The 25,865-nt window shown below is 39.5% G+C and carries 24 protein-coding genes; 16 read left to right on the forward strand and 8 right to left on the reverse strand.

The window, feature by feature from the left end; translation table 11 throughout:
• Positions 1-62 precede the first annotated feature (62 nt).
• From A7P54_RS06360 to A7P54_RS06385, 6 genes are all read left to right on the forward strand, one after another.
• The gene (locus tag A7P54_RS06360) at positions 63-2,234 is read left to right on the forward strand and encodes a TonB-dependent siderophore receptor (RefSeq protein ID WP_171549027.1); all 2,172 of its coding nucleotides are present in this window, start codon (positions 63-65) and stop codon (positions 2,232-2,234) included.
• Positions 2,235-2,505: 271 nt separating this feature from the next.
• Positions 2,506-3,192 (forward strand): hydrolase, encoded by a 687-nt coding sequence (locus A7P54_RS06365; protein ID WP_171549028.1) that lies wholly within the window; start codon positions 2,506-2,508, stop codon positions 3,190-3,192.
• Positions 3,193-3,270: 78 nt separating this feature from the next.
• On the forward strand, positions 3,271-5,145 hold the full coding sequence (locus tag A7P54_RS06370) for an amidohydrolase (RefSeq protein WP_171549029.1): 1,875 nt from the start codon (positions 3,271-3,273) through the stop codon (positions 5,143-5,145).
• A gap of 56 nt (positions 5,146-5,201) precedes the next feature.
• On the forward strand, positions 5,202-5,363 hold the full coding sequence (locus A7P54_RS06375) for a DUF1427 family protein (protein ID WP_171549030.1): 162 nt from the start codon (positions 5,202-5,204) through the stop codon (positions 5,361-5,363).
• Positions 5,364-5,403: 40 nt separating this feature from the next.
• Positions 5,404-6,114, forward strand: coding sequence for a YoaK family protein (locus A7P54_RS06380; RefSeq protein ID WP_171549031.1), 711 nt, complete (start codon positions 5,404-5,406; stop codon positions 6,112-6,114).
• Between the two features lie 53 nt (positions 6,115-6,167).
• Positions 6,168-8,141, forward strand: coding sequence for an alpha/beta hydrolase (locus tag A7P54_RS06385; RefSeq protein WP_171549032.1), 1,974 nt, complete (start codon positions 6,168-6,170; stop codon positions 8,139-8,141).
• 48 nt (positions 8,142-8,189) lie between these two features.
• On the opposite strand, the gene A7P54_RS06390 is transcribed toward A7P54_RS06385, so the two are convergent.
• A complete protein-coding gene (locus tag A7P54_RS06390) occupies positions 8,190-8,615 on the reverse strand; it encodes an SgcJ/EcaC family oxidoreductase (RefSeq protein ID WP_171549033.1) in 426 nt (141 codons plus the stop codon).
• Positions 8,616-8,625: 10 nt separating this feature from the next.
• Positions 8,626-9,261, reverse strand: a complete 636-nt coding sequence (locus A7P54_RS06395; protein WP_171549034.1) for a TetR/AcrR family transcriptional regulator — start codon at positions 9,259-9,261, stop codon at positions 8,626-8,628.
• Positions 9,262-9,361: 100 nt separating this feature from the next.
• Here A7P54_RS06395 and A7P54_RS06400 point away from each other — a divergent pair, with 100 nt between their 5' ends.
• Both A7P54_RS06400 and A7P54_RS06405 read left to right on the forward strand, forming a co-directional pair.
• Positions 9,362-10,735, forward strand: a complete 1,374-nt coding sequence (locus A7P54_RS06400; RefSeq protein ID WP_171549035.1) for a flavin monoamine oxidase family protein — start codon at positions 9,362-9,364, stop codon at positions 10,733-10,735.
• 57 nt (positions 10,736-10,792) lie between these two features.
• The gene (locus A7P54_RS06405; RefSeq protein ID WP_171549036.1) at positions 10,793-11,278 is read left to right on the forward strand and encodes a hypothetical protein; all 486 of its coding nucleotides are present in this window, start codon (positions 10,793-10,795) and stop codon (positions 11,276-11,278) included.
• A 105-nt stretch (positions 11,279-11,383) separates the two neighbouring features.
• On the opposite strand, the gene A7P54_RS06410 is transcribed toward A7P54_RS06405, so the two are convergent.
• The 3 genes from A7P54_RS06410 to A7P54_RS06420 are packed head-to-tail and all read right to left on the reverse strand — an operon-like array spanning position 11,384 to position 14,247.
• Positions 11,384-12,295 (reverse strand): alpha/beta hydrolase, encoded by a 912-nt coding sequence (locus tag A7P54_RS06410; RefSeq protein ID WP_171549037.1) that lies wholly within the window; start codon positions 12,293-12,295, stop codon positions 11,384-11,386.
• Positions 12,292-13,176, reverse strand: coding sequence for an alpha/beta hydrolase (locus A7P54_RS06415; RefSeq protein ID WP_171549038.1), 885 nt, complete (start codon positions 13,174-13,176; stop codon positions 12,292-12,294). Before A7P54_RS06415 ends, A7P54_RS06410 begins: the two co-directional genes overlap by 4 nt.
• An 18-nt stretch (positions 13,177-13,194) precedes the next feature.
• A complete protein-coding gene (locus A7P54_RS06420) occupies positions 13,195-14,247 on the reverse strand; it encodes a sugar phosphate isomerase/epimerase family protein (RefSeq protein WP_171549039.1) in 1,053 nt (350 codons plus the stop codon).
• Positions 14,248-14,428: 181 nt separating this feature from the next.
• On the opposite strand from A7P54_RS06420, the gene A7P54_RS06425 reads away from it, so the two are divergent.
• On the forward strand, positions 14,429-15,028 hold the full coding sequence (locus A7P54_RS06425; protein WP_171549040.1) for a TetR/AcrR family transcriptional regulator: 600 nt from the start codon (positions 14,429-14,431) through the stop codon (positions 15,026-15,028).
• Here A7P54_RS06425 and A7P54_RS06430 read toward each other — a convergent pair.
• Complete coding sequence (locus tag A7P54_RS06430; protein ID WP_171549041.1) at positions 15,025-15,723, reverse strand: DUF1826 domain-containing protein; 699 nt, start codon at positions 15,721-15,723, stop codon at positions 15,025-15,027. The genes A7P54_RS06425 and A7P54_RS06430 overlap by 4 nt on opposite strands.
• Before the next feature lie 288 nt (positions 15,724-16,011).
• Between A7P54_RS06430 and ppk1 the strand changes: the two genes are divergently transcribed.
• Positions 16,012-18,090 carry a polyphosphate kinase 1 gene (ppk1, locus tag A7P54_RS06435; protein ID WP_159883732.1) on the forward strand — a complete coding sequence of 693 codons (2,079 nt, stop codon included), beginning with the start codon at positions 16,012-16,014 and terminating at the stop codon, positions 18,088-18,090.
• Positions 18,091-18,171: 81 nt separating this feature from the next.
• Here the strand turns inward: ppk1 and A7P54_RS06440 are convergent, their stop codons facing one another.
• Complete coding sequence (locus tag A7P54_RS06440) at positions 18,172-18,780, reverse strand: TetR/AcrR family transcriptional regulator (protein WP_171549042.1); 609 nt, start codon at positions 18,778-18,780, stop codon at positions 18,172-18,174.
• 256 nt (positions 18,781-19,036) lie between these two features.
• Between A7P54_RS06440 and A7P54_RS06445 the strand changes: the two genes are divergently transcribed.
• Positions 19,037-20,116 carry an MBL fold metallo-hydrolase gene (locus tag A7P54_RS06445; protein WP_171549043.1) on the forward strand — a complete coding sequence of 360 codons (1,080 nt, stop codon included), beginning with the start codon at positions 19,037-19,039 and terminating at the stop codon, positions 20,114-20,116.
• 15 nt (positions 20,117-20,131) lie between these two features.
• Positions 20,132-20,503, forward strand: a complete 372-nt coding sequence (locus A7P54_RS06450) for a hypothetical protein (RefSeq protein ID WP_004807085.1) — start codon at positions 20,132-20,134, stop codon at positions 20,501-20,503.
• Between the two features lie 63 nt (positions 20,504-20,566).
• Here A7P54_RS06450 and A7P54_RS06455 read toward each other — a convergent pair whose 3' ends face one another.
• A complete protein-coding gene (locus tag A7P54_RS06455; RefSeq protein WP_004807086.1) occupies positions 20,567-21,010 on the reverse strand; it encodes a MarR family transcriptional regulator in 444 nt (147 codons plus the stop codon).
• A gap of 132 nt (positions 21,011-21,142) precedes the next feature.
• Between A7P54_RS06455 and A7P54_RS06460 the strand changes: the two genes are divergently transcribed.
• From A7P54_RS06460 to A7P54_RS06475, 4 genes are all read left to right on the forward strand, one after another.
• Positions 21,143-21,337, forward strand: a complete 195-nt coding sequence (locus A7P54_RS06460) for a hypothetical protein (RefSeq protein ID WP_171549044.1) — start codon at positions 21,143-21,145, stop codon at positions 21,335-21,337.
• A gap of 49 nt (positions 21,338-21,386) precedes the next feature.
• Positions 21,387-22,943: a carboxylesterase family protein gene (locus tag A7P54_RS06465; RefSeq protein ID WP_171549045.1), complete on the forward strand. Its 1,557-nt coding sequence runs from the start codon at positions 21,387-21,389 to the stop codon at positions 22,941-22,943.
• Positions 22,944-22,989: 46 nt separating this feature from the next.
• Positions 22,990-24,438: an aldehyde dehydrogenase family protein gene (locus A7P54_RS06470; RefSeq protein WP_171549046.1), complete on the forward strand. Its 1,449-nt coding sequence runs from the start codon at positions 22,990-22,992 to the stop codon at positions 24,436-24,438.
• A gap of 125 nt (positions 24,439-24,563) precedes the next feature.
• The gene (locus tag A7P54_RS06475) at positions 24,564-25,748 is read left to right on the forward strand and encodes an MFS transporter (RefSeq protein WP_216077035.1); all 1,185 of its coding nucleotides are present in this window, start codon (positions 24,564-24,566) and stop codon (positions 25,746-25,748) included.
• The last annotated feature ends 117 nt before the right edge of the window (positions 25,749-25,865 follow it).

Genomic DNA, 25,865 nt, shown 5'->3' on the forward strand with positions numbered 1-25,865 from the left:
GTGAATACTCAAGCCCGTAAAATTCATGCTGTAAGATTATCTTTTGGGGTTAGACAACGACTGTGAAAACGTATCCATTTTCTCGTTTACAAAAAGCATTATTGGCGGTTGGTTCTTTTTCATGTCTTGGGCTAAGTTCCATATCAGCCTATGCTGAAACTGAAGGTGATACACCGCGATTAGCACCCATTACAGTAAAAGCCCAAACAGCAGGGGCTTCTTATTATCAACCGACTGTTAATTTATCGGGTTTTACGCAACAACAGCTTGCTGAAATTCCAGCATCAATCAGTACAGTAACTGCGGCACGGATTGCAGATCAACATGCTAAAACATTAACGGACATTATCAAGAATGATGCAGCGGCAGGTGATGGCTATGCACCAATTGGTTATTACCCAAATATTGTCATGCGTGGTTTTGCCTTAAATTTGGGCTCTAGTTATTTACTGAATGGTAACTTGCTGCGCGGTGAGCAAAATGTTGCACTTGAGAATAAAGAACAGGTTGAAATTTTAAAAGGTATTAGTGCCATTCAAAGTGGAATGTCAACGCCTGCTGGTGTGGTTAACTATGTGACCAAACGTCCCAAAGAGATTCGTTCTATCACCGTGGAAACAGACAGTCATGGCGGTAATCGTGTAGCCGCAGACTTAGGTGGTTTGCTTGGTGTAGATCAGCAATTTGGCTATCGAGTCAATCTTGCCAAAGAAGAAATTCATCCCTATGTCGAGCATGTTAATGGACAACGTTGGTTTGGTTCCGTTGCTTTGGACTGGAAAATTTCAGATCGTTCAAAACTCGAATTTGATCTCGAGTCACAACGTCAACGCCAGCGATCAGTTCCGGGTTACCAATTACTTGATGGAAAAACAGTACCTACAGATGTTGAGTGGGATCGTTTATTGGGACATCAAAGCTGGGGTAAACCAGTCATTAACGAAAGCATAAATACTGGTTTAAAGTATAGCTACCAAGTAAATGATGACTGGACAGCAAATCTTTCAGCGTCACAAAGTCGAGTGGTGGTTGATGATTATTCGGCATTTGCTTGGGGGTGTTATAGTGAAATATGCCAAACAACGGGTCTAGGAAATAGCTTTGATCAAAATGGTAACTATGATATTTATGAGTTTCGCAGCCCTGATGACAGCTATCTAACCAATCAATTTAAAGCTGGATTAAACGGTAAGTTCGATACAGGGTCATGGCAACACAAACTCAACTTAGAGTTATCACAAAGCTATAAGCGCCATGCACAATATGATGCGATTAATGAGTTAGTGGGTACGGGAAATATCTATACTGATCCTATTCAATATACACCGAGTGATAAGAAGCTAGGCCAACATTACAAATCATTAAACAGTCAGCAAACAGCCTTGAATGTATTAGATCAGATTGATTTGAATAGTAATTGGTCTGTTTTGGCAGGTGGAAAGCTTTTGCATTTAAATGAAGATGCTTATGATGCAGAAGGCAACAAAATCAGAGACACTAATTTTAATCGCTTTTTACCGCAGTTTGCAGTGATGTATCAGCCTTGGCAAAGTACTCATGTATATGCTTCCTATGCCAAAGGTCTGAGTGATGGTGGACAAGCACCATGGTATGCCAACAATGCATTTGCCACATTGGCACCAAAACATTCAACTCAGTATGAATTAGGTGTTAAGCAGCAGTGGCAAGATTTACTCTTTACAGCAGCCTTATTTAATTTAAAACAGGACAATCAGTATACCGATACAGCGAGTAACTATGTTGCCGAAGGTAAACAACACAATCTTGGTTTGGAGTTCGGTGCGCAAGGACGCTTAAGTCAAAATTTAGATATCACCTCTACTTTGGCTTTGACACGTTCACGTTTAAAAGATATTCATTCGGCTGCATATCAAGGGCATCAAACTCAAAACATACCTGCTGTGCGTTTTGCCAGTTATCTATCTTTTCAACTACCACAAGTGGAAGGCTTACGCTTATTGGCTGGTATGCAATACAGCAGCAGTAAATATGCAGAGAAAACAGGTACTGTAAAAGTGTCAGGCTATACAGTGTTTAATGCAGGTACAGCTTATAACTTCCGTGCTTATGGTTATGACAATAACTTGAGATTAAATGTAGATAACCTATTTAATAAAAAATACTGGCGAGATGCAGGGAGTTTCTTCGGGGATGATTACTTATTCCTTGGCGCACCTCGCACGGCACAGTTGTCATGGAGTGTAAATTTCTAACTTATTATAAAAATATAGACATTCTCTTTATCTATAAAAAATAAACCGAATATTTTGAAAAGACCAGTTAAGCTATTAGCTGGTCTTTTTCTTTAATGCTATACAGAAATAATCTTTATCAGTGTTTCAATAAGTAGGGAATATCACGTAAATTCAATATTTTTGTTTTATAAATAGAACAATTCGTCTTAATAATACTGCTGTGTTCTTTTTCTTAATTTGCAATATTAATCCTGTGTTCAGAAAACATCGATAAACAAGGAAATTCAATATGAGCCATTCAAATTTAGAACTATTGACTGCACAAAACTGCCAAATTATTTTTATCGACCATCAGCCACAAATGGCATTCGGCGTACAGTCGATTGATCGTCAAGTATTAAAAAACAATACAGTCGGTTTAGCAAAAGCTGCTAAAGTTTTTAATATTCCAAGCATCATTACGACCGTTGAAACAGAAAGCTTTTCAGGTCATACCTATCCCGAACTCTTAGATGTATTTCCTCAAGCACCATTATTAGAACGTACTTCAATGAACTCTTGGGATGATCAGAAAGTACGTGATGCCTTAGCTCATAATAAACGCAAAAAAGTAATTGTTTCAGGCTTATGGACAGAGGTATGTAATAACTCATTTGCTTTAAGTGCGATGCTCGAAGGCGGTTATGAAATTTATATGGTTGCAGATGCTTCGGGTGGTACCAGCAAAGAAGCACATGACTATGCAATGCAACGAATGATCCAAGCGGGTGTCATTCCAGTGACATGGCAACAAGTTTTACTTGAATGGCAACGTGATTGGGCAAAACGTGATACTTACAATGCAGTAATGGATATTGTTCGGGAACATTCAGGTGCTTATGGCATGGGTGTCGACTATGCATATACCATGGTACATAAAGTAGTAGAACGTACCACTTCACCACACGAAGTATTGGCGCCGATTGCAGCGAAATAATTAAAAATGGTGGAGGCATGATATGCCTCCACGACCTAAAACTGAAAATAATAAGGCTAGGCTCGGAGGAAATGACGGATGTCAGACGTTCAATTGATTTTAAGAAATGCCAAAATAACCACCCTTGATGAACAGAGTTCAGAGGCGCAAGCAATTGCAATTGCTGATGGAAAAGTTGTAAAAACGGGCAGTGATGATGACATCATGCGCTTATCAAACAGTACAACCAAAGTGATTGATTTAAATGGTCGTCGAGTCATTCCAGGTTTAAATGATAGCCACTTGCATATTATTAGAGGTGGTCTGAACTATAATATGGAGTTGCGTTGGGAAGGTGTTCCTTCACTTTCAGATGCATTAAGACTGTTAAAAGAGCAAGCAGAGAATACCCCAGCACCACAATGGGTTAGAGTCGTGGGCGGGTGGACTGAGTTTCAGTTTGTGGAAAAAAGAATGCCCACTTTGGACGAGCTAAATCAAGCCGCACCAGATACCCCCGTATTTGTCTTACATCTTTATGCCAGCGCGATGTTGAATCGCGCAGCACTTGATGTACTGGGCTTTAATAAAGATACACCAGACCCACCAGGTGGAAAGATTGAGAGAAATGAGCGAGGTGAGCCGACTGGGCTACTTCTCGCGACACCATCCGCAATGATTCTCTATTCTACTTTAGGAAAGGCACCAAAACTGCCGCTTGAAGATCAGGTCAATTCTACACGTCATTTTATGCGTGAACTCAATCGTTTAGGCATTACCTCCGCAATTGATGCGGGAGGTGGTGGCCAAAATTATCCTGATGATTATGAGGTGATTCAGTCTCTGCATAATAATGATCAAATGACAGTTCGGATTGCTTATAACCTATTTGCACAAAAAGCAGGAGAAGAACTTGATGATTATAAAAAATGGACAGAGATGACATTCCCTGATGATGGCGATGAATTATTGAAGGTAAATGGTGCAGGGGAAAATCTGACATGGTCAGCAGGAGACTTCGAAAATTTCTATGAACCACGACCAGATTTACCAGAAAATATGGAAGCTGAGCTAGAAAGCATTGTTGAGTTGTTGGCTGAAAAGAAATGGCCATTCCGCATTCACGCCACCTATGATGAAAGTATTAATCGTTTATTGAATGTCTTCGAACGCGTCAACGGTAGACAGCCTTTTGCGACGCGTTTCATTATCGACCATGCTGAAACGGTTTCAGATCGAAATATTGAGCGGATTGGTGCTTTGGGTGGGGGTATTGCGATTCAACATCGCATGGCCTATCAAGGAGAAATCTTTGTTCAGCGTTATGGTTTGGATGCAGCAAAATCGACTCCGCCTGTGAAAAGAATGCTGGAATTAGGCGTACCCGTTGGTGCGGGTACCGATGCGACACGTGTTGCTTCATATAACCCATGGGTCTGCTTAAGTTGGTTAAGTACAGGCAAAACAGTCGGTGGTTTACCACTTTATGATGAACAAAATCTATTAGACAGAAAAACAGCGTTAAAGCTCTGGACCAAAGGTTCTGCTTGGTTCTCAGGAGAACATCAGCACAAAGGTGCATTAAGTTCAGGTGAGCTTGCCGACCTGATTGTGCTTTCAGATGACTACTTTGCTGTGGACGATGATGAAATTCAGTGGATTGAGTCTGTTATGACAGTGATGAATGGCAAAATTGTCTATGCAGGCGCAGAGTTTAAGGATCAAGATCCATCGATTCCACCAGCATCACCAGATTGGTCACCAGTCAAACGTTTTGGTGGGCAATGGCGACGGTCAGAAAATCGCAATGCACCTTCGTTATCACCGTTACAAAGTAGCTCGGCAGCGTGTGCGTGTTCTAGCAGCTGTGGTATGCATGGGCATAGCCATGCATGGATGCTGGATGTGCCCATTAATGACAAAAACAAAAAGTCTTTTTGGGGTGCATTAGGCTGTTCTTGTTTCGCTTTTTAACTTGGATCCGCAGATAGATTTCACTTTATTTTAAGTGAAATCTAGGGAAAAGCACGATGAAAATGTATTTGATCTCTTTAGCTGCTGGGCTTTTGGTCGGTGTCATATATTACTTATTGAATGTTAAATCACCAGCACCACCGTTAGTGTTGTGTGGCCTGTTAGGAATGGTCATCGGTGAACAATTACTTCCTGCGCTAAGAAATTTGATCAGTTGAAATTTAGCCGAATATAGGCTTGTTTTTTAGGAATTAGAAGATGGATGAGATTATAAAAAAACAGCCCTTGAGCTTATGGGACAGTTGTCGAGATCCTGTACTACTCACTGTCGTAGGCGGTGCAATCGATACCATTGGTTTTATCGCACTGTTCGGCTTTTTCACTGCACATGTGACAGGAAACTTGGTACTGGCTGGGGCAGCATGGGTGAGTGGTGGGTCTGGTATCTGGATCAAACTTGCTGCAATTCCATTGTTCATTGTGACAGTGGCGATCACCAAATATTGTATCGATCGTAGTGCTCAAAAAAGTAAGATGCTGAGTTACCTATTTCTTGGTGAAGCCATTTTTTTAACGGGCTTTATGCTCTCTGGGCTTTATTTCGAGCCGTTCAACAATGCAAATAGTCTTACTGTCGCACTTACAGGTGGTTTGGGTTTAATTGCCTTGGCAATTCGAAACACATCAAGTAAAACTCTAATTAAACACATTAGTCCAAGTACAATGATGACAGGAAATACCACCCAGCTAGGGATCGATATTTCGAATTATATGAGACAGACCAATCCTGAAAATAAACGGAAATTATTGCAAAGCGTTAGCATCGTTGTCGGTTTTATTGTGGGTGCGTTTTTGGGGGCGATTCTTTATGTTTACCTCGATTTTTGGAGTGTTGCTTTCTTTATCATTCCTGTGCTTTATTTGGCTTATCTTGCAGCTCATCATCGTTTTGTTCAACCTGAAACATAAACGGACAGAGTTAGTGCTTTGTTGTTGAATCGTGATGAATGAGGTTGTATCGCATGATAATCAATAGAAGAACGCTAATAAAGGGCATTGTTTTACTTTGTCTCTTTTACAGCTTATCTGCCTGTCAGCTCGTCAAACTTCAACAACGAAGTTTGAGTGCATCCTTGACCGATAAAACTCAAAGTATTTTAACGAGACCTCAATTAAGCGATGCTTCACAAAATACCTTGCTTCTGGCTGGTATTCCAGCCAATGAATGTATCAATCAGCCCGATAGATGTATACAGACTTTAGAAAAAAAACTAACTGATAATAATGAACAGCGTTATGCTGCAGCCAGTGAAGTGTATTTGGCTCAGGCTTTACGGTTAAGTGAAGAAAAAAGATGTCATGTATCGTTGTTGGAAAGACAGCATTCAACGAAACAAAATCAGTGTTTAGATCAAGTACTGACTTTACTTGATCGAAGTATCCGTTTTAGCTATGCCTATTTATTCGAAACGCAACACACACCTCAACAGCGTATTTTTGATCAGAGGCAAACGCAGGTTCGGCTTTTTTATAACGTGGCACTTTCACGACTGATCACGACGGCTTATTTACGCTATCAATTCACTCAGTTTCCAAAACAATTACTCATTAATCAGCATCGTTATTCTTTTAATTTCGATGATTATCCAGAATTAGCAACGACAGATATTCAATTACTGCAGTCGAGCTACAATATGCGTTTTTCTGGATTTTACAGTGTCAATCGTCGAGATGGCTTTGGTTCTGAATTTGTGTTGGTTGCAAAGAATAAGCAGCCATTCAACTCAGATTATGTTTATGATCCAGAAACCTTTTATGCCGCTCAGGAAAATCCATATATTCACACAGCAAGATATTTATCTGTTACTGCTGTAGCACAACCATTGAAACAGACCCAAGTTGAAGATTTACTTCGAGATGCCGCATTAGAAATCAAGCTGATTGATCCTTTTCGCCATGATGAGGTTCAGGTCGCGGGTGGGAATTATTTATTAACAGCCAATTATTCAGCACCATATGGTCTTTGGTTAGCAGAAAATAACTTAGGTGGTACAGGCTACAAGAGCTTGATCGATCGTAAAGAACAGTTGAGCATGCCACATTTATTCATGTTGGAGCCTTATCAACCGAATAAAAAAATTATTATCTTTATCCATGGTTTAGCAAGCAGTCCCGAAGCGTGGATTACTCTGACGAATGATATTTTAGGGGATGATAACTTACGTAAGCAATATCAGGTTTGGCAGGTTTTCTACTCTACCAACATGCCGATTTTAGAAAGCCGTGCCCAGATTTATGCTTTGTTGAAACAGGCATTTTCAATGCATGATCCTAAAGATGCTGCAATGTCTGACGCTGTTCTGATTGGACATAGTATGGGTGGTATTATTAGTCGTCTGATCATGGGGCAGGGTGATATCCGTCAGCAGGCTGTTGAAGCCATCAATAATGATAAAGCACATGATTTTATTTTCTCACCTGCCGTCAGTAAGCGCTTTATCTTCCGTCCAATTGATCAAATTAACCGTGTGATTTTTATTGCAACACCGCATAAAGGTACTGCCTATGCAGATCGCTGGTTTACACTCGCGTTACGCAAAGTTATTCATTTACCCAGCAAGTTTTTAACTGCAGCCGAGGTTGCGGTCAAAGAAAAGAAGATTGATTTACATCAGATGAAAAATAATCTTTCCTCAGGCATCATTGAAAATGGACCAAGTGATTTAAGCTATCAGTCCAAATTTATGAAAATGAGTCAGGATGTTCAACCAATAAAGGGTTTAGCGTACCATTCAATCATTGGTAATATCACTCAAAGCCAAGACCCCAAAAAAATGACAGATGGGATTGTGCCATATACCAGCTCACATTTAGAGGGTGCATTATCTGAAAAAATTATCCAAGGTGGACATTCGATTCAGGAAAAACCAGAAGCGATTTTGGAGTTAAGACGAGTTTTAAAATTACATGCGAAACAGCATCCTTTGCCACAATGATGATTTAGAGTCCAACAATTTGATGATGGGAACTGTAGTCTCTAAATTTTAGTTATCTCTTAAGATTGCTTCCCCTGTGCGCGGATTGGTGAGGGTCACATTTTCTAAAGCACGAATCAACCAAGATCCGTTCTGTTTGCATAGGACAGCAAGAATTAAAGTATCTACCTGATGTACACCAGCAGGGTGAGCTAGACCTGCTGTTAATCTGCTCCAAAAATGGATAATCACCACTTCATCGGTGATTGGACTCAACTCTATGATTTCATTCTGAAGCGTTGAATCTCGATAGATAGTTTCATGAATAGGAAGATGTAAGGCAACAATTTCTTTTATACCTTTTACATAGTGCCCAAAGCGATTTACAAAACTTGCATCCTCACAAAATAGCGAGGCAAACCCAGCTATATCATGCTCATTCCACGCAGTTTGGAATAAATATGGGATTTGTTCTGAGACAGTTGCTTTAGCCATGATCTTTTCCTTAGCTCAATCCCTTGATCAACGCACTGATCGTCATTTCTTTTAAGGTATTCGGATTTCCCCAAGGATATTCTGGAATACCAATTAGACTTAAGGTAATCCCTAACATACTACAGAGTAAAACGTTCTTGATTTCGTTCGCATCACCTGCACGTATTTCACCACGGGCTTGTGCTTCCATAACTGCACGCGTGTAAATTTCTAATTGCGGAACTGCTTGTGAAGCATCGACAAAATAATGTTCCTCAGCATTTTGTGGATGATCTTCAATGAGGAAAATTGCTCTGCAATCATTTGGTCGATTTAACCAAAAATCAACTTGAGCAGTACACAGCTTTTCGAGTCGTTCTGATTCAGGACTGTTGTTATAGCATTCTTCCAGCTCAAGCATTAAATCTAAAAAAATCACTTCCCAAATATGGTGCAGTAACTGTCTTTTACTCGGAAATAAGGTGTAGAGCGTTGCAGGTAAACAGTCTGCTTGGGCTGCAATTTTACGCATAGATACACCTTCGTATCCATGTGCTGCAAATAGGTCTCTGGCCGCCTGAATAATTACATTTCGATTGGCTTCGATTTGTTCCTGACTGCGCGGAGGACGTCCACGGCGGGGGGCTTTTGTTTGATTATTTTCCATAGCTATTGATTTTAGTGAACACGTTCCATAAAATCAAATTTAATTTTAATGAACGCGTTCATTAAAATATGGATGATAATTTTAATAGCAGGAAATAATGATGGATACTCAAACAACTGAAAAAACGTGGGATGTAATCGTGGTCGGTGCTGGTTTGGCAGGTTTAAAAGCAGCACTGGAATTGAAGAAAGCGGGTAAAGATGTATTGCTTTTAGAAGCGCGTGATCGTGTCGGTGGGCGCTCAAAAGCAGGTGAAATCTATGGAGAAACCATTGATCTAGGTGGGCAGTGGGTTGGTCCGCAACAAAAACTGTTATTGGCACAGGCTCAAGAACTGGGTGTCAAAACCTATCCACAATTTATCAAAGGCGCGAGCTTGGTTAGTCGTAACGGTTTAGTCAAATCATATCGCTCCAATATCCCCAAGCTTCCAATTGCTTCACTGCTTGAAATCGCACTACTTGAACGCCGTTGGAATAAAGAAGCTCAAACATTACCGAATGGAGAACCTTGGTTAGCAGCACAAGCAAAGCAATGGGATGCGGAATCGGTTGAAAGTTGGCTGTTAAAGCATGTGCGTACAGACGGTGCGCGAGACTTTATGCGAACCATCGTAGGGGCACTCTTCTGTTGTAACACCTCTCAATTGTCCTATCTGTTTTTCCTCGAATATTTTAGACAAGGGCATGGGCTTGAAGTTCTTATTTCAACTGAAGGTGGGGCACAGCAAGATAAATTCATCGGTGGTGCATGGCAAATTTCCAGACTGATTGCAGATCAATTACAAGACCATTTAATCTTAAATTCACCTGTTTTAGCTGTTGAGCAGCATGCCGATCATGTCAAAGTTGTGTGTAAAACCCAAAGCTATAAGGCTAAAAATATCATCATTGCCACACCGCCTGTACTCGCATCCAAAATTCATTACACACCACCGTTACCTACAAAGCGTGAACGCTTATTACAAAGTATGACCATGGGTGCTGTGATTAAAGTTCATTTGGCCTATAGCAACGCTTTTTGGAGGCAACAAAACTTAAATGGTGCTGTGGTTGCGACAGATCGAGCTGTCAGCGTTGTGTTTGATCAATCTCCAGAAGGAGCAAATCATGGTGTCTTACTGGGCTTGATCGAAGGTGATTATGCAATTGAGTTAAGTTCGCTGGATGTTGAAGCACGTCGTCAACGGGTCATTGCAGATTTTGTTTATTACTTTGGTCAACAAGCAGCACATCCTTTGGAGTATATAGAACAAGACTGGCTCACCGAAGAGTGGTCTCAAGGGGGATATGTTGCACATATGCCACCAGGGGTGATGACCACTTATGGCGATTGTATCAGACAGCCTGTCGATCGAATTCATTGGGCGGGTACAGAAACGGCGACCGAATGGAGTGGCTATCTAGATGGTGCTTTACAGTCAGGTATACGCGCTGCCAAAGAAATTATTCACAAACAGACCTTAAGTCTGTGATTATTCAGTAAACACCTTGAATTACATGATCTTCATTCTGATGAGTAAGGAATAAATATGCGGTCTCAACAGTTTCTAAATGGAATTCACTATGAATTGCAAAATCGTGCTTTTGCGCTTAGCGCAATTGTACGTATCGCCAATCGCGTACAGGGAACACAAGAATATATTTTCTGGAGTGCCTATGAAAGTTTAGAACGATTCAATACGCCACATTATTTTGCATATGCAGAGAGGTTAGGCCTCGATGCAACACCATCTTTTTTGACCAAGGCAAAAGCATCAATGATTAGTTCAACGCCATCATTCTTATTAGATGAATTACTTAAGCTGGTTTATGCAAAAACCAAAGTTTATATGGAGGATTTAAAACAAGTCCATGCTTTAGGAGCAGATGCAGATCGTGAGTTTCTAGACTATATGCTTGCACAAGAGCAAGTCCAAATTGAATTGATGGAACTGGCGATCAAGAAGCAATATCCTGAAATTCCGCCTAAAATTGAGCAGTTTATCCAGCATTATCGAGACAAGAAATTGGTTTAGAGCGTGTTTTATTCTTATGAGTTGAAAGTAAATCGTCCTATAGCTGCATCGATATAGGACGATTAAACAAATAAAATGGCTAAGTCATTAAACACACACCATTATTTAGATTCGAACTTTGTCATATATTCCTTTCGCAGCAGATGTGACCGCCAACATATGAATAGCCCCATGAATCATGCCTTCTAACAAATGGAAGTTCACATTAACGCCAGCAGCTTGCAATCTCTCTGCATACTTTTCACCATCATGTCGAAGTGGATCATATTCACAAACAAAAATTGTGGCATCAGGCAAGTCTTGTAATGAATGCGCAAGCAAAGGGCTGACAAGCTCATTTACTTTGTCTGCCTCAGCATTAACATATTGATCCCAACAATAAGCCATCGTCGTCGTCGTTAAGCCATAGCCCTGTGCATATGTTTGATAAGAAGCGTTACTCATGCTGGCATCTAATGCTGGGTAGAACAGCAGTTGATGACTGATTTTAATATCAGGATGTTGTTTTGCCAGTAGGCAGGCCGCTGCTGCAATATTTGCTCCAGCACTGTCTCCACCCACTGCAATACGATTTTTATCAAGACCAAATACCGAAGCATTTTCCTGAATATAAGACAGTGCCGTAAAAAAATCGGTTAATGGTATTGGGAATTTAACTTCTGGCGCTAAACGATAGTCGACGGAGAATATCACTTGCACCATTGATTCAGCCAATAAACGACAAGCACGGTCCCATGCATCTAGGCTGCCAAGACACCATCCACCACCATGAGCAAACACCATCGCTGGGCGTTGTTGCACATGTTCTAAAACATAAGGAACATAAACACGAACTTCAATTTCTGCTTGATCCTCAGTCATCACCCTAAAGCTGTGTTGATAAGATGAGTCTTGTTCAACGCCTTGTTGTAGGATAATCGATTGATTTACCTGTGCTCTCAGTTCATCCAATGTGTTTGCAGCGGGTAATGCAGACTGAGACTTAAGCCAATTTTCGATTTCAATATCTAAAGTCATCTTGCTTTTTCCTGTTGTAAAAAATTAAGAATCAATGAACAAAATACTTCTGGTTGTTCTTCCATAATGAAATGACCACAATCTTTGACAATCGCACTGGATAACTGAGTACTCACTTTTTTCATGGTTTCATAAGGTGCATCATTTGTTGCATGCTCTGCACCGATCGCGAATACGGGCATGTTTAAAGTTTTGGTTTCCCTAATTTTATTCTGACGAATAGTTTCAGGGATGGCGCGATAGTAATTAAAACCTGCTGTTAAACGCCCTGAAACCTTATAAGCCTCTATATAGGTTTCAGCAGCAACTTTATCTCGATGCCATGACCATTTATCAAAAATATAATTGAGATAGGTTTCTTCACGGCCCATCACTAAAGCTTCAGGCAAATCGCTAATCTGATTAAACATAAAATGCCAGAGAAAAATATTCTGTTCAGGTGGAACAAAAATTGGGGGCGGAGGAGCCAACCCCGGAATTACAGCTTCTGTGACAGCAAGACGAGTGACTGATTCAGGAAAATCGCAGGCGAGTGCATAACCAACCCACATTCCGATATCATGCCCAATAACGGCATAGCGATGATGTCCAAGTTTAGACATCAGACTCGATAGAATGGCTGCAATATGTCCAGTATCATAATGACCATCAAGTGGAGCTGAATATCCCGTCCCAGGTGGATCAACCGCAATCGCTTGATAACCATGCTGAGCCAACTCAGCCATGACGTGTCGCCATGCATACCATGTTTGTGGCCACCCCGAAATCAGTAAAACAGCGGGCCCATTGCCTACAGATACGTAATGTAATTTTTTAGCTTCAATATGGATGTAGTGATGATTAAATTGATTTGATAATTTTTCAGTGTGCGTCGTCATCATTATTTCTCAAGGTATGCCTTAAATGCCCAATAATTGGTTGATTTGTGATTGGTTTACGGGTGCAGCTGCAAAGTCATCAAATATTTTATCGGTCACATGGATAATATTTTGTTTAATGAATTCAGCACCTTCACGTGCGCCATCATCTTTATTTTTTAGACAACATTCCCATTCCAAAGTTGCCCAACCCTGATAGTTGTTATGTGCTAATTTTGAGAAAATCGATTTAAAATCAACTTGTCCATCACCTGTAGAACGGAAGCGGCCAGCTCGATCGCCCCAATTTTGATAGCCACCGTACATGCCTTGACGACCTGTCGGTGTGAACTCGGCATCTTTTACATGGAACATACGAATGAAGTCTTTGTAGATATCTAAGTATTCTAAGTAGTTCAGTTGTTGAAGAATAAAATGACTAGGGTCGAACAAGATCTGACAACGCGGGTGATGATTGGTGCGTTCTAAAAACATTTCAAAGCTAATACCATCATGCAGATCTTCACCAGGATGAATTTCATAGCATAGATTGACATCGTATTCATCACAGGCATTTAAGATCGGAGTCCAACGGCGAGCAAGTTCATCAAAAGCTGTTTCGATCAGCCCTTCAGGGCGTTGTGGGAAGGGAAAGATATAAGGCCATGCTAAAGAACCAGAGAAAGTTCCCATATCTTGTAGCCCTAAACGTGCAGACGCTTGAACCGAAGCTAACATCTGTTGTTCAGCCCATCGGGTTCTTTCTGTTGGTTTGCCATGCAAATATGAGGGTGCAAAACCATCACATAAAGCGTCATAAGCAGGATGAACCGCCATTAACTGACCAAATATATGCGTACTTAACTCACTAATTTGTAAACCGTTTTGATCTAAAATACCTTTGATCTCATCACAATAATTCTGACTTTCCGCTGCTAAATTGACATCAAATAATCGTTTATCCCAAGCTGGAAGTTGAACAGCCTTGAAGCCATTGTCCGCAACCCATGCTGCAATACTTGCTAAATTGTTGAATGGAAAAACATTATCACTGAACTGCGCGAGATGAATACTTGGCCCTTTGATTGTTTGCATCTTTGAAACTCAATTAGTTGTCGATCGACAAACAATAGGCTGAATATTATTTAAAAACAACTTATTTTTTCAAATGAATGTCGATAATTGGGTTTTGATACAACAAATCATATTGATTTATTTGCGAAAAATATTTTTCCGATTAATAATAAAAAACACTAAATTTGAAAAAAGAAGCACTATGGCGGGTCGACCAAGAGAGTTTGATAGAGAAAAAGCGTTGGTCAAAGCACGGGATTTTTTCTGGCAGCATGGCTATGAAGGAACATCCATGTCAGATTTAGTTGAGGTTTTGGGTATTGCTTCAGCGCGTATATACAAAGCATTTGGTTCAAAAGAAGCGCTTTTCAGAGAGGCGGTTAAACATTACGAAGAACATGAAGGTGGCTTTGCAGTCAAAGCATTGCAGCAGCAAAATATCAAAGCGGTAATGACCCAATTATTTCAAGAAGCGATCAAGTTATACACTCAAACAAATCACGCTTATGGTTGTATGGTTGTCTCTTCGGCAAGTATATTAAGTGAAGAAAATCAAGACCTTCTCGTCTGGATGAAACAGCAGCGTATTCAGCGTGTTGAAGGTCTGATTCAACGTTTTGAGCAAGCTAAACGGGATGGTCAATTGCGGGAGGATGCCGATCCTGAACAATTAGGGCAATATTATGGGCTGATTTTACATGGCTTATCTGTACAGGCAAGAGATGGTTATTCAGAACAAGTGCTATTATCAAACATCAGCTTTGCGCTTAAAAATCTAGATCAATATCTGGTAAAACCTTAGCAAATCAATAGCAGTCGATACTCGCCGTCTTTCTCAGCAGGCGCTCGGTGCACACATGGTGGGACTTGTTGCGTTGGATGATCAACTGCTAAACGCCAAAGATGTCCTACGCCTAGATTCACTGGGTTTACATCTGGCTTAGGTTGGTAATGCAAATCAAAGAAATACTCTGAGAGGAACGTTTCAAACTCAGCATCTGGACCATTATATAATTTCTTGAGTTGGTCTCTTATTTCTGGGATCAAAATCTTTTGCTCAACTTGATCATGAGCCAGAATATCACTTGCAGGACCATAATACGTACATAAAAAAGTATCAGTTTCGATGGGTGATCGATCCACATGATAGGAATATACATCGGTTGAAATGAAATCGAGGTCGTCGTCACGCTCATAACTTTTAAGTAAATTCAGGCACGGCGATGCGCCTAAATCAGTCAGTAGCTGTATATCAGTTAATATCCTTTCTCTTGCAAAATCGCCTTTTTCTGAAAGTTGTAATGCCAAAAGATTCTCAACAGAAACCTCTGTAATATTCTCTTTTAATTCAAGTTTATTCACAACTTCTTCAAAATCACCAACCAAATTTCTATACCAGCAAAGGGCATTCATATCACCTTGAAAATGGCTATTGATAAGCTCAGAAAAACTAGAAACCGTTTTAATTTGGGTATTGTCAGAAAAGGGATTTTTCATATCAGAATTAAAAATAGATCATAACTCATTATACAAGTAACTTTAGAGAAATGTCGTATGTACATTTATATTCAGTAAGCTTAACTCTTATTTAATGGTTTTGATTTATACTATTGATTTGTTTAACAATTTATTTTGGTAAGTGATTTTATATATATTCTAGATAATTGAATAAACAAATGGGATTTTCATTAATCTGCAATGTAATCGGCACAAAATAAACAATGGAAAAATTTACGTCTAATCGCGTATTAGAAAAATCACTTTTTATAAAATATAGAGTAACTCATGACTTCTATGCATGCACTAACAAATGGTCAGGAACACTGTTTGGAAACTTATATAAATCGAGAGTTATCATTATTAGAGTTTCATAAACGAGTGCTTGCACAGGCAAAAGATGATGGGCATCCACTACTAGAACGCCTTAATTTCTTAATTATTTTTTCTCGCAATCTGGATGAGTTTTTTGAAATCCGTGTTGCAAGCCTAATACAACAAATGAATTTGTCGACTCAGACGGTAGGGCCCGAAGGAACCGCTCTCACGGACGTATTACAACAAATTTCTAAAGTCGTTCATGAGGCAGTTGAACAACAATACAAAATATTGAACCATTCCATTCTCCCTCAATTGCAAGGTCATGGAGTTCATTACATCCAATATGCTGACATCCTAGAAAAGCATAAGGCATGGATTAAAGATTATTTTTTTAATGAAGTACAACCTGTTGTCACACCGATTAGTTTAGATCCTGCACACCCATTCCCTCGATTGGTTAATAAAAGTCTGAATTTTATAGTGACTTTAGAAGGAAAAGATGCATTTGGACGAGAAATTGATTTAGCCATCGTACCGGCACCGAGATCATTACCCAGACTGGTCAAATTACCACATCAAATTTCAGGTAATTCAGAACATTACATCTTACTCTCTGCAATTATTCAGGAACATATAGCAGATTTGTTCCCTGGCATGAAAGCAACGGGATGCTATCAATTTCGTGTGACACGTAATGCCGATTTAACCGTATCAGAAGATGTTGAAGATTTAGCGATTGCGCTCAAAGGAGAATTATCAGCACGACGTTTTGGGCGCGCCGTTCGATTGGAAGTCAATAAAAACTGTCCTGAGCATATCGCTGATTATTTGTTGGAACAATTTGAGCTAGAAAAAGAACATTTATATTTTGTTGATGGTCCTGTCAATTTGGCTCGTTTCATTTCCAATTTTGATTTACCAGAATTACGATTCCAACCTTATCAACAAAAAATCCCAAAAGCACTCTATACCAAAAAGCCAATTTTTGATGTGCTGCAAGCAGGCGATGTGTTGTTACACCATCCATTTGATAGCTTTGCTCCTGTGATCAAGCTGCTCAGAGATGCAGCCTATGATCCCAAAGTACTTGCGATTAAACAAACGTTGTATCGGAGCGGTGCAGACTCTGAGATCGTCAAAATTCTTGCAGAAGCAGCAAGAAATGGCAAAGAAGTAACAGCCGTTATTGAATTAAGAGCGCGTTTTGATGAGGAATCAAATATTGAAGTAGCCAATGTACTTCAAGAAGCTGGGGCCGTTGTTGTGTACGGAATTGTTGGTTATAAAACCCATGCCAAAATGATTCTGGTGGTACGCAGAGAACAAGATAGAATCAAACGATATGTGCATTTAGGTACTGGAAACTATCACGCGACCAATGCAAAAATTTATACCGATTATGGCCTATTAACCAGTGATGATGAAATTTGTGAGGATGTACATAAAGTCTTTCAGGAGTTAACAGGAATGGGGAAAATGGCAAAATTAAAAAAACTTTTCCATGCTCCATTCACTTTACATTCCCAACTTATCGAATTAATACAACAGGAAATTGAAAATAGTAAAGCGGGTAAAAAAGCGCAGATCATAATCAAAGTAAATGCATTGACTGAACCTCAACTGATTAATGCACTTTATAAAGCATCGCAGGCAGGTGTTCAGATTGATTTGATTATCCGTTCAATTTGTTGTTTAAGACCGCAAGTGAAAGGGCTTTCAGAAAATATTAGAGTCCGCTCAATCGTAGGACGTTATTTAGAACATACCCGTGTTTATTATTTTTACAACGATGGTGAAGTTAAGTTGTACTGTGCCAGCGCGGACTGGATGGGGCGGAATCTGTTCTCTCGAATTGAATGTTGTTTCCCAATTGAAGATAAAAAGCTAAAAAAACTCATTATTGAAGATGGCTTAAAGAATTATTTGAAAGACAATTGCAGAGCATGGGAGCTTCAAGCAGATGGAACGTGGTTACAATGCCAGCCGAAACAAGATCAATCGGTGCATATTGCGCAAAGATATTTGATGGATAGAGAGGTTGGGTGAGTATTACTGAGTCACTGAATTGTGATGAAGCTAATTTAAAAACAACTGGCAAGAGCATATAAGCACCTATATCTGATCGATTCAAATTTTAGTCAGATAATGATATATCGATTGGATAATGGCGTTTCTTAGCTCTTGTGGCTTCACATTGACTGGGGGTTCAAGCATTGCTGCATGAATGAGTGACTCTAATAATTGTAAGATCATCCAAACAATGAGCGGTTTATTTTTTTCTACGATCTCCTCTTGATGTAATTCAACTAAACGGAAGATTTCTTGTCGAATCCCAGTTTCATCTTCAACTCTATTGATATCAAAGAAAGGGAGTTTCTTTTCAAGCAATTTGTGCAACTCAGGTTCAAATGAATGGGCAGCAATAACACCATCAACCAAAGACTCGATTCGCTGTTTTAAAGTTTGGGCATTTTGGCTATCAATCACAGTCCGCAGAATATCTCCAATGTGCTGTGTATGCTTTTTATGCAACGCTACAATGAGTGAGTCTTTATTGGGGAAGTATTGATATAACGACCCGATACTAATACCGGCGCGCTCTGCAACTAAATTCGTATTAAATTTTGCATAATCCGTTTCTTTCAAAATTTCTGCCGCACTTTGTAAGATTGCATCGACAGTCACTCTTGATCGACCTTGGCTCGGTGCTTTTCTCGGTTTGAGTGCTGATTTCATGATAATAAGTAGACAGCCTAAATGTGAGCATTAACTCACTTTTATCAGCAACGATCAATATAATTGCTATCTAAAAATATGAGTAATATCTAAATCATCTACAAACACACAATAAAGATAATTTTTAATTAATTGATTTTATTTAACTTATCTTCAGATCTTCGACCATAGCTAAATGCGAGTATCTAATGTGAGCTTTTACTCATATTATGAATTCATCCTATGACTTCTTCAAATTATTGAGAAAACTGAAACAATGAAGATCAAACAATTTCTCACTTTTTCCCTCATTGCATTAAGCGGTTTTAATGCTTATGCAAATAGCAATCAGATTCCAGAGAGTCGTACTCAATACCAGCTCACGGCTGCACCAATTGTCCAAGTAAAAAAGAAACATCAAATTGCCTCTGGGATATGGCTTATCCCAGACCCATATATTAATTATGTGCCTAACATTGGAATCATTGAAGGAAAGGATGCCATCCTCGTCATTGATACAGGTATGGGCCAAAGCAATGGTCAAAATGTTTATCAAGTGGCGAAAGACATTGCTAAAAACCGAAAGATTTATCTTGCAACCACCCATTTTCATCCAGAGCATCAGTTTGGAGCTTCTGAATTCAAAGACGCGACTTATATCATTAACAAGAAACAAAATGATGAGTTAATCGATAAAGGGGAAGACTACCTAAAAATGTTTCGAGCTTTTGGGAAGATCGAAAAAAATGCACTTGAAAATGTAAAGCTCCGTTATGCAGATCAAACTTACACAAATCGGCAAGTCCTAGATTTGGGAGGACGACTGGTTACACTACAAGAGATGCCTGCACACACCCGTGGTGATCAAATCATTTATGATCAGCGTTCTGGTGTCATTTTTATGGGGGATCTATACGAGAGAGAGTTCTATCCGATCATGCCAGATGAGGACTCGAAAGGGAGTCAATGGATTAAGGTGATTCAGCAAACAATTGATATGAAGCCAAAGATTGTTGTACCTGGCCACGGCAAGCTTTCAACAGTTAAAGATTTACAAGAATTTAAGCAACATATGCTTCGAGTAAAGAGCTTGGTCAATCAGCAAATTGATTTAGGGCTTAACCAAAATCAGAATATGCTTCGAGTAAAGAGCTTGGTCAATCAGCAAATTGATTTAGGGCTTAACCAAAATCAGATTATTAAAAAGATATCACCTACGATTTATAGAGAATATCCTCAGTGGAATAATAGGGTGTTTCTCCCATTCCAGATTGCAAATTTTTATGCCGAGCTTACAAAACAATCAATCGTGTTACCTAGCTTAGTTAACGAACTTCAGTCTGATCCTGCTAAATAATTTTGGGAGTATGGCATGGAATTAAATTTAGAAAACTTCCCGATAGTGGAAGTGAGTCATCTTCATCAAGGTAGTTTAGCTGAATTTATACAGCAGTTAGATCAGTTACTGCAGCGCAATCAACCTTTCGTATTAATCCGAGATCTAAAAACCAAATTCAATGAACCATCGCCATCACAAGTGCAATGGAAACAGACCATTCAGTGGATCAAAGCAAATGCACAAGCATTATCCTTAGTAAAAGGGTGGATTGAGATTACGGAAGAAAAAGTTGATCCCATGTTTTTAGATCGGGATCAAAAAATCTGGAAAATATCGTTCTACCAAGTCCAAACGAAAGAAGAATCAATCCTGCTGAGTCAAAAGTTATTGTCTTCATCGTTTTAAAATGATTTCTAGAAAAAGACCAAGAAAGATAACTAAATTCTTCTCTTGGTCTAAATGTCTCATTTAGTTTTCAATAATATTCTTTAACCATTCACGAACGCCACTTTCAATGTCTGGTGGCATTTGGTCTTTAATCTCTACTTCTAGATCTTCAATAATGACATTACATTTATGAAAACATTCGACTCCACTTTCAGTCAGTTCTAATTGCTGAACTTTTTTATTCGTCGGGTGTTTCTTCTTTATTAATAAATTTTGCGACTCTAACTTTGAAATAATTTGATTGACCGTCTGTGGCGTAAGTAAAGATAGACGAGCAATTTCTGCATTTGATAAGCCAGGACAATTATAAATAATTGAAAGTATAGCGAATTGAGCTGAAGTAACTTTCAATTCTAATAAAACACGTTCCATTTTTAAGCGATACGCACCAGCCGCTTTCCGCAATAGATATCCCAAATAGCCATCATCATAGCCAAACATTTCGTTACTTTTAGTTACATTCATAGATAAAGGAATCCTTTGCCGAGAAGAAATATTATCAGTATACTGACAATATTATCAGTGCACTGATAATCCAGATTGGAGCTGCATCTGAGCAGAACAATCATATCTTATTGTATAGAGGAGTTTCAAACGATGAGACGAGGTGGTTGGACAGCGGCTTTTCCCGCAGTTGGGAGTACGAACGATAAAAATATCTTTAATGCTATTGAGATCAAATTCATCCGTTTGAAAATCAGCATTATTCAAATCAACGCATTAATTGTTAATAGAAAATTAAAGGCAATTAATACAAATTTTAATGGCGTTGTTCAGAATTCTGGTCGTTAAAGTTTGTATTAATTGAATATCTCATTCAAATTTCTATCGTGAGTTAAATATGAAATTATCTAAATTTAAATTATCTGTTTGCACGCTGTTTACACTATCAATAACAGCGACCCATGCTTATGAATTATCAGATATCGTTGATACGTCAAATGGGCAGATTCAAGGTGTTGCAGAAAGCAGTTTAATACGATTTCAAGGTATCCCTTATGCTGAAGCCCCAATTGGTGTAAGACGATGGGAAGCACCTGTCGAAAAAAGAAAATTAGACGCTGTTTATTATGCAGGCAATCTTGCAAATACTTGTGCAACAACAACGAATTTGGGTGGATTCAGTAAAATAAGTGATTCTGAAGATTGCTTATACTTAAATGTCTATGTCCCTAAAAATGTAAGTCTGGATAAAAACCAAAAAGCACCTGTATTATTTTGGATTCCTGGAGGTGGATTACAAACGGGTTCTGCCAATGAGTATGATCCTCAGTATTTTATTGATAAGGGGATTATTGTTGTCACAATTAATTATCGTTTAGGGCCATTTGGATTTTTCTACAATCCCAACGTTGCCAACAAAGATGCACCATTTATTAATTTAGGATTAATGGATCAACAAGCCGCACTAAAATGGGTGAATAAAAATATTGAATCCTTTGGTGGTGATGCAAAAAATATTACGATCTTTGGCGAATCCGCAGGTGGACAAAGTGTCCTAGCCAATATCTTCTCGCCATTGTCTAAAAATCTTTTTCAAAAGGCCATCGCTGCCAGTGGTTCTTATCATGCGGATTTAAAGAATGTCGCTGATGCAAAACAAGTGACCCATACCATCGCTCAAAAACTAAATTGTGTAGGTGATGCTGCTGCGGTCAGTGCATGTTTAAAGAGCAAACCAACAGAACAGTTCTTAACGCCAGACATTAGCTCATTATTCAATGATGGTTTTTTCATCGACAATACAACCTTGAACAAATCTTTCTATCAATCGATAGAAAGTAATGAGTTTAATGTTTCAAGCATGATCAATGGCTTTAATACGGATGAAGGTAGTTTCTTTGCTGGCGTGATTGAAAACTCGCTCGGTCGGAAAATGAATTATGACGACTATGTTGGTGCATTAACCGGACTGTACGGTAAGAATACCCAAAAACATATCATCAAGAATAAAAAGCCGAATGCATCAACTGATTATACGCAAGCATTCAGTGAGGATCTCGGTAAATACAAGTTCGTATGTCCTACGATAAAGTTTAATGACGTGTTCTCTAAAAAAGTTGCTTTATACAGCTATGAATTTGCCGACAAATCTGCGCCTCAATATATCAAACCTATTTCTATTGCTTATGGGGCATACCATACAGGGGAGTTGGCTTATCTTTTTAAAAACTTCCGTGGTGCCAATGGAAGCCTGACCAAATTGAATCCATCTCAAGCAGAGCTGTCTAAAACGATGGTGAATTATTGGGCCAACTTTATCAAAACAGGTAATCCAAACGGCGATGCATTGGTGAATTGGGCTCAATATCAAAATAACGCCAATACGCTCTTGTTTAAGACTGATGGAGCCAAGCTGATTCAAGAACACAGTTCAAATAGATCATGCCCGAAATAGTCATTCATTTTAATCATTCTAAAATCTCAATACAGGAGACAGATCAATGTCTGTAACAACTGAAAACCAAGTTAAGAAAATTGATTTATGGATCAATGGTGAACGTGTAGCTCCCGCATCTCAGCAGTATTTTTTTGACCATAACCCTGAAGATGACTCTGTCTTTGCAGAAGTTGCGGATGGCGATGAAAGTGATGTAGATCGTGCAGTGCAAAGTGCCCATATTGCATTTCAAAGCTATCGTAAAACCCTTGCCAAGGAACGAGAAGTTTATTTAATCAAAGCAGCGTCTTTGGTGGAAAAATATGAAGATAAATTCATAGAGTTATTGGTCAAAGAGGTGGGTTCTCCGATTGGTAAAGCACGCTACGAAGTTGCCTATGCAGCCAATTGTTTACGTGCAGCGGCAGGTGTGGCACGTCGTATCTCTGGCCAAACACTTCCATCTGACAGTTTAGGTCGTTTTGCGATGACGACTCGCCAACCTATTGGCGTGGTGGCAGCAATTACTCCATTTAATGTACCGCTATTAAAAAGTGCGAAACTGAGCTCGTCTCCATTAGCGACAGGGAATACCGTTGTATTACTGCCATCGGAACAAGCACCGATGATCAGTAACTTGCTTGCAGATATTTACCATGAAGCTGGATTCCCGCCAGGAACCGTCAATGTTGTTACTGGGAATGGTGCTGTCATTGGTGATGCATTAACAACGCATGATTTGGTCAAGGCAGTCATGTTTACGGGCTCAAGTCGAGTCGGGAAGCACATTGGTGGGCTATGTGGTTCTAGAATGAAACGCGCACTTTTAGAATTAGGCGGCAAAAGTCCTCTGGTTATTCTAGATGATGCAGACCTTGATGCTGCTGTAGAAGCTGCGGCAATGAGTCAGTTCTTCTTTCAGGGTCAAGCCTGTATGGCGTCAAGCCGTATCTATGTTGACCAGAAAGTTGAGCAAGAGTTTCTTCGCCGTTTTGTCAAAAAAGCTGAAAGCTTAGGTTTAGGTGATTTATATGATGAAAGTACTTCTGTTGGGCCAATTATCTCGGCACGTCAACGTGAACGTGTGCGCCATCATATTGAAGATGCACGAGCTAAAGGTGCAAAAGTATTAACAGGCGGAGAGTGGATTGGTCATCGTTGCAAACCGACCATCTTATCCGGAGTAAATGAATCGATGGTGGTGTACCGCGAAGAAACCTTTGGACCTGTAACATCTGTTTATTCATTTTCTGACTTGGATGAAGCGATCGCACAGGCCAATGATAGTAATTATGGTCTCTCTTCTGCGATTTTCACACAAGATATCAATAAAGCCTTCCGCTTTGTTCAAGAGATTGAATCTGGAATGGTTCATGTCAATGCACCAACGATTCTGGATGAACCGCATGTCCCATTTGGCGGCGTAAAAGACAGTGGCTTTGGTCGTGAAGGCACAGATATCGATGTTGAGACCCTAACCGAGTGGAAATGGGTCACCATTAATCTGAATTAAGATTTGATTTTGACCGAGTCTTAATAAAGAAACTCGGTCAACTCCGCTGCACGGTATGAATGTTGATGATCCTATTTCTTAACGCTCATACCATGCCGGCATAGCATATGGTCTGGTAAATAAATATGAACTCTAATCCTCCAATTCTAAATAAAGAGCGCTCCATCTTTCTGCTAATCGCTTTGCTATTGGTTGCATCGAGTTTACGTGCACCAATCACGGGAATTGGGCCAATACTTGAGCAATTACGTTTGGTGTTTGGTCTTTCACCCAGTGCAGCAGGCTTATTAACAACTTTACCGCTGATTGCTTTTGCTGTTATTTCTCCATTTACCGCACGTTTTTCAATTAAATTTGGTTTTGAGCGAATTCTTTTCGCCTCCTTAATTGTTGTGATTGCGGGTGCTGTTGTACGCTCCATTGGCTCAGCCACGATGCTTTTTATTGGAACAAGTATTATTGGTATTGGTATCGCTATTGGAAATGTATTGGTACCCAGTCTGGTCAAACGTGATTTTCCAAATAGCGTACCCGTTGTCACAGGATTATGTTCTATTGCGATGGCTGTAGCTGGTGCTTTTGCATCAAGCAGTGTTGTGCCTCTTGCCCAAATTTTAGGTTGGCAACCAACTTTAATGGTTATTGCCATATTTTCCTTTATTGCTTGTTTGTTTTGGATTCCACTTATTCTCCAAAATAAAACTCAAGAACAAGTACAGATCCCATTAGCAGAAACCCATACTCATAATATTTGGAAATCCAAACTTGCTTGGCAGGTTACATTTTTTATGGGCTGTAATGCGGCTTTATTCTATGCAATGGTAAGCTGGTTGCCTGCAATTTTGACCGAAGCAGGTTATAGCAATAAAGCATCTGGATCTTTACATGGCTTGATGCAGTTAGCAGGTATTGTGCCTGGTTTAATTTTAGGTCCATTGGTAAACCGTCTGAAAGACCAACGCTTTGTTGCCATCAGTATGGGACTATTAATGTGTATCGGAATGCTCGGACTGTTATTTGTCCCACATTGGGCAACACTTTGGGTACTCAGTTTCGGTATTGGATCTGGTGGCGGAATATTACTGGCACTGATGTTTTTAAGTCTACGTTCTCGTTCGGTACATCAAGCAGCTGCACTTTCCGGTATGGCTCAAGGTGGAGGCTATCTAATGGCGGCAGCGTGTCCAACTTTAGTCGGTGCATTACGAGGCGTCAGTCAGAATTGGAATTCTGTATTAATCATGGCTGTTCTACTCTCAATACTGATCGGTATTCTTGGCTACCTATCTGGTCGGAATCGTTATATTTAAATCCTAAGTATATATCTCGTTAAAAAATATCATTTTTAAAACCATCGTTTTCGATTTATTCGAATTCGATGCTGGATTCAATTTATCTAAATTTACTGCTCAAGCCATAACAGGAGT

Source organism: Acinetobacter sp. Ac_3412 (assembly GCF_013072675.1).
Lineage (GTDB): Bacteria > Pseudomonadota > Gammaproteobacteria > Pseudomonadales > Moraxellaceae > Acinetobacter > Acinetobacter higginsii.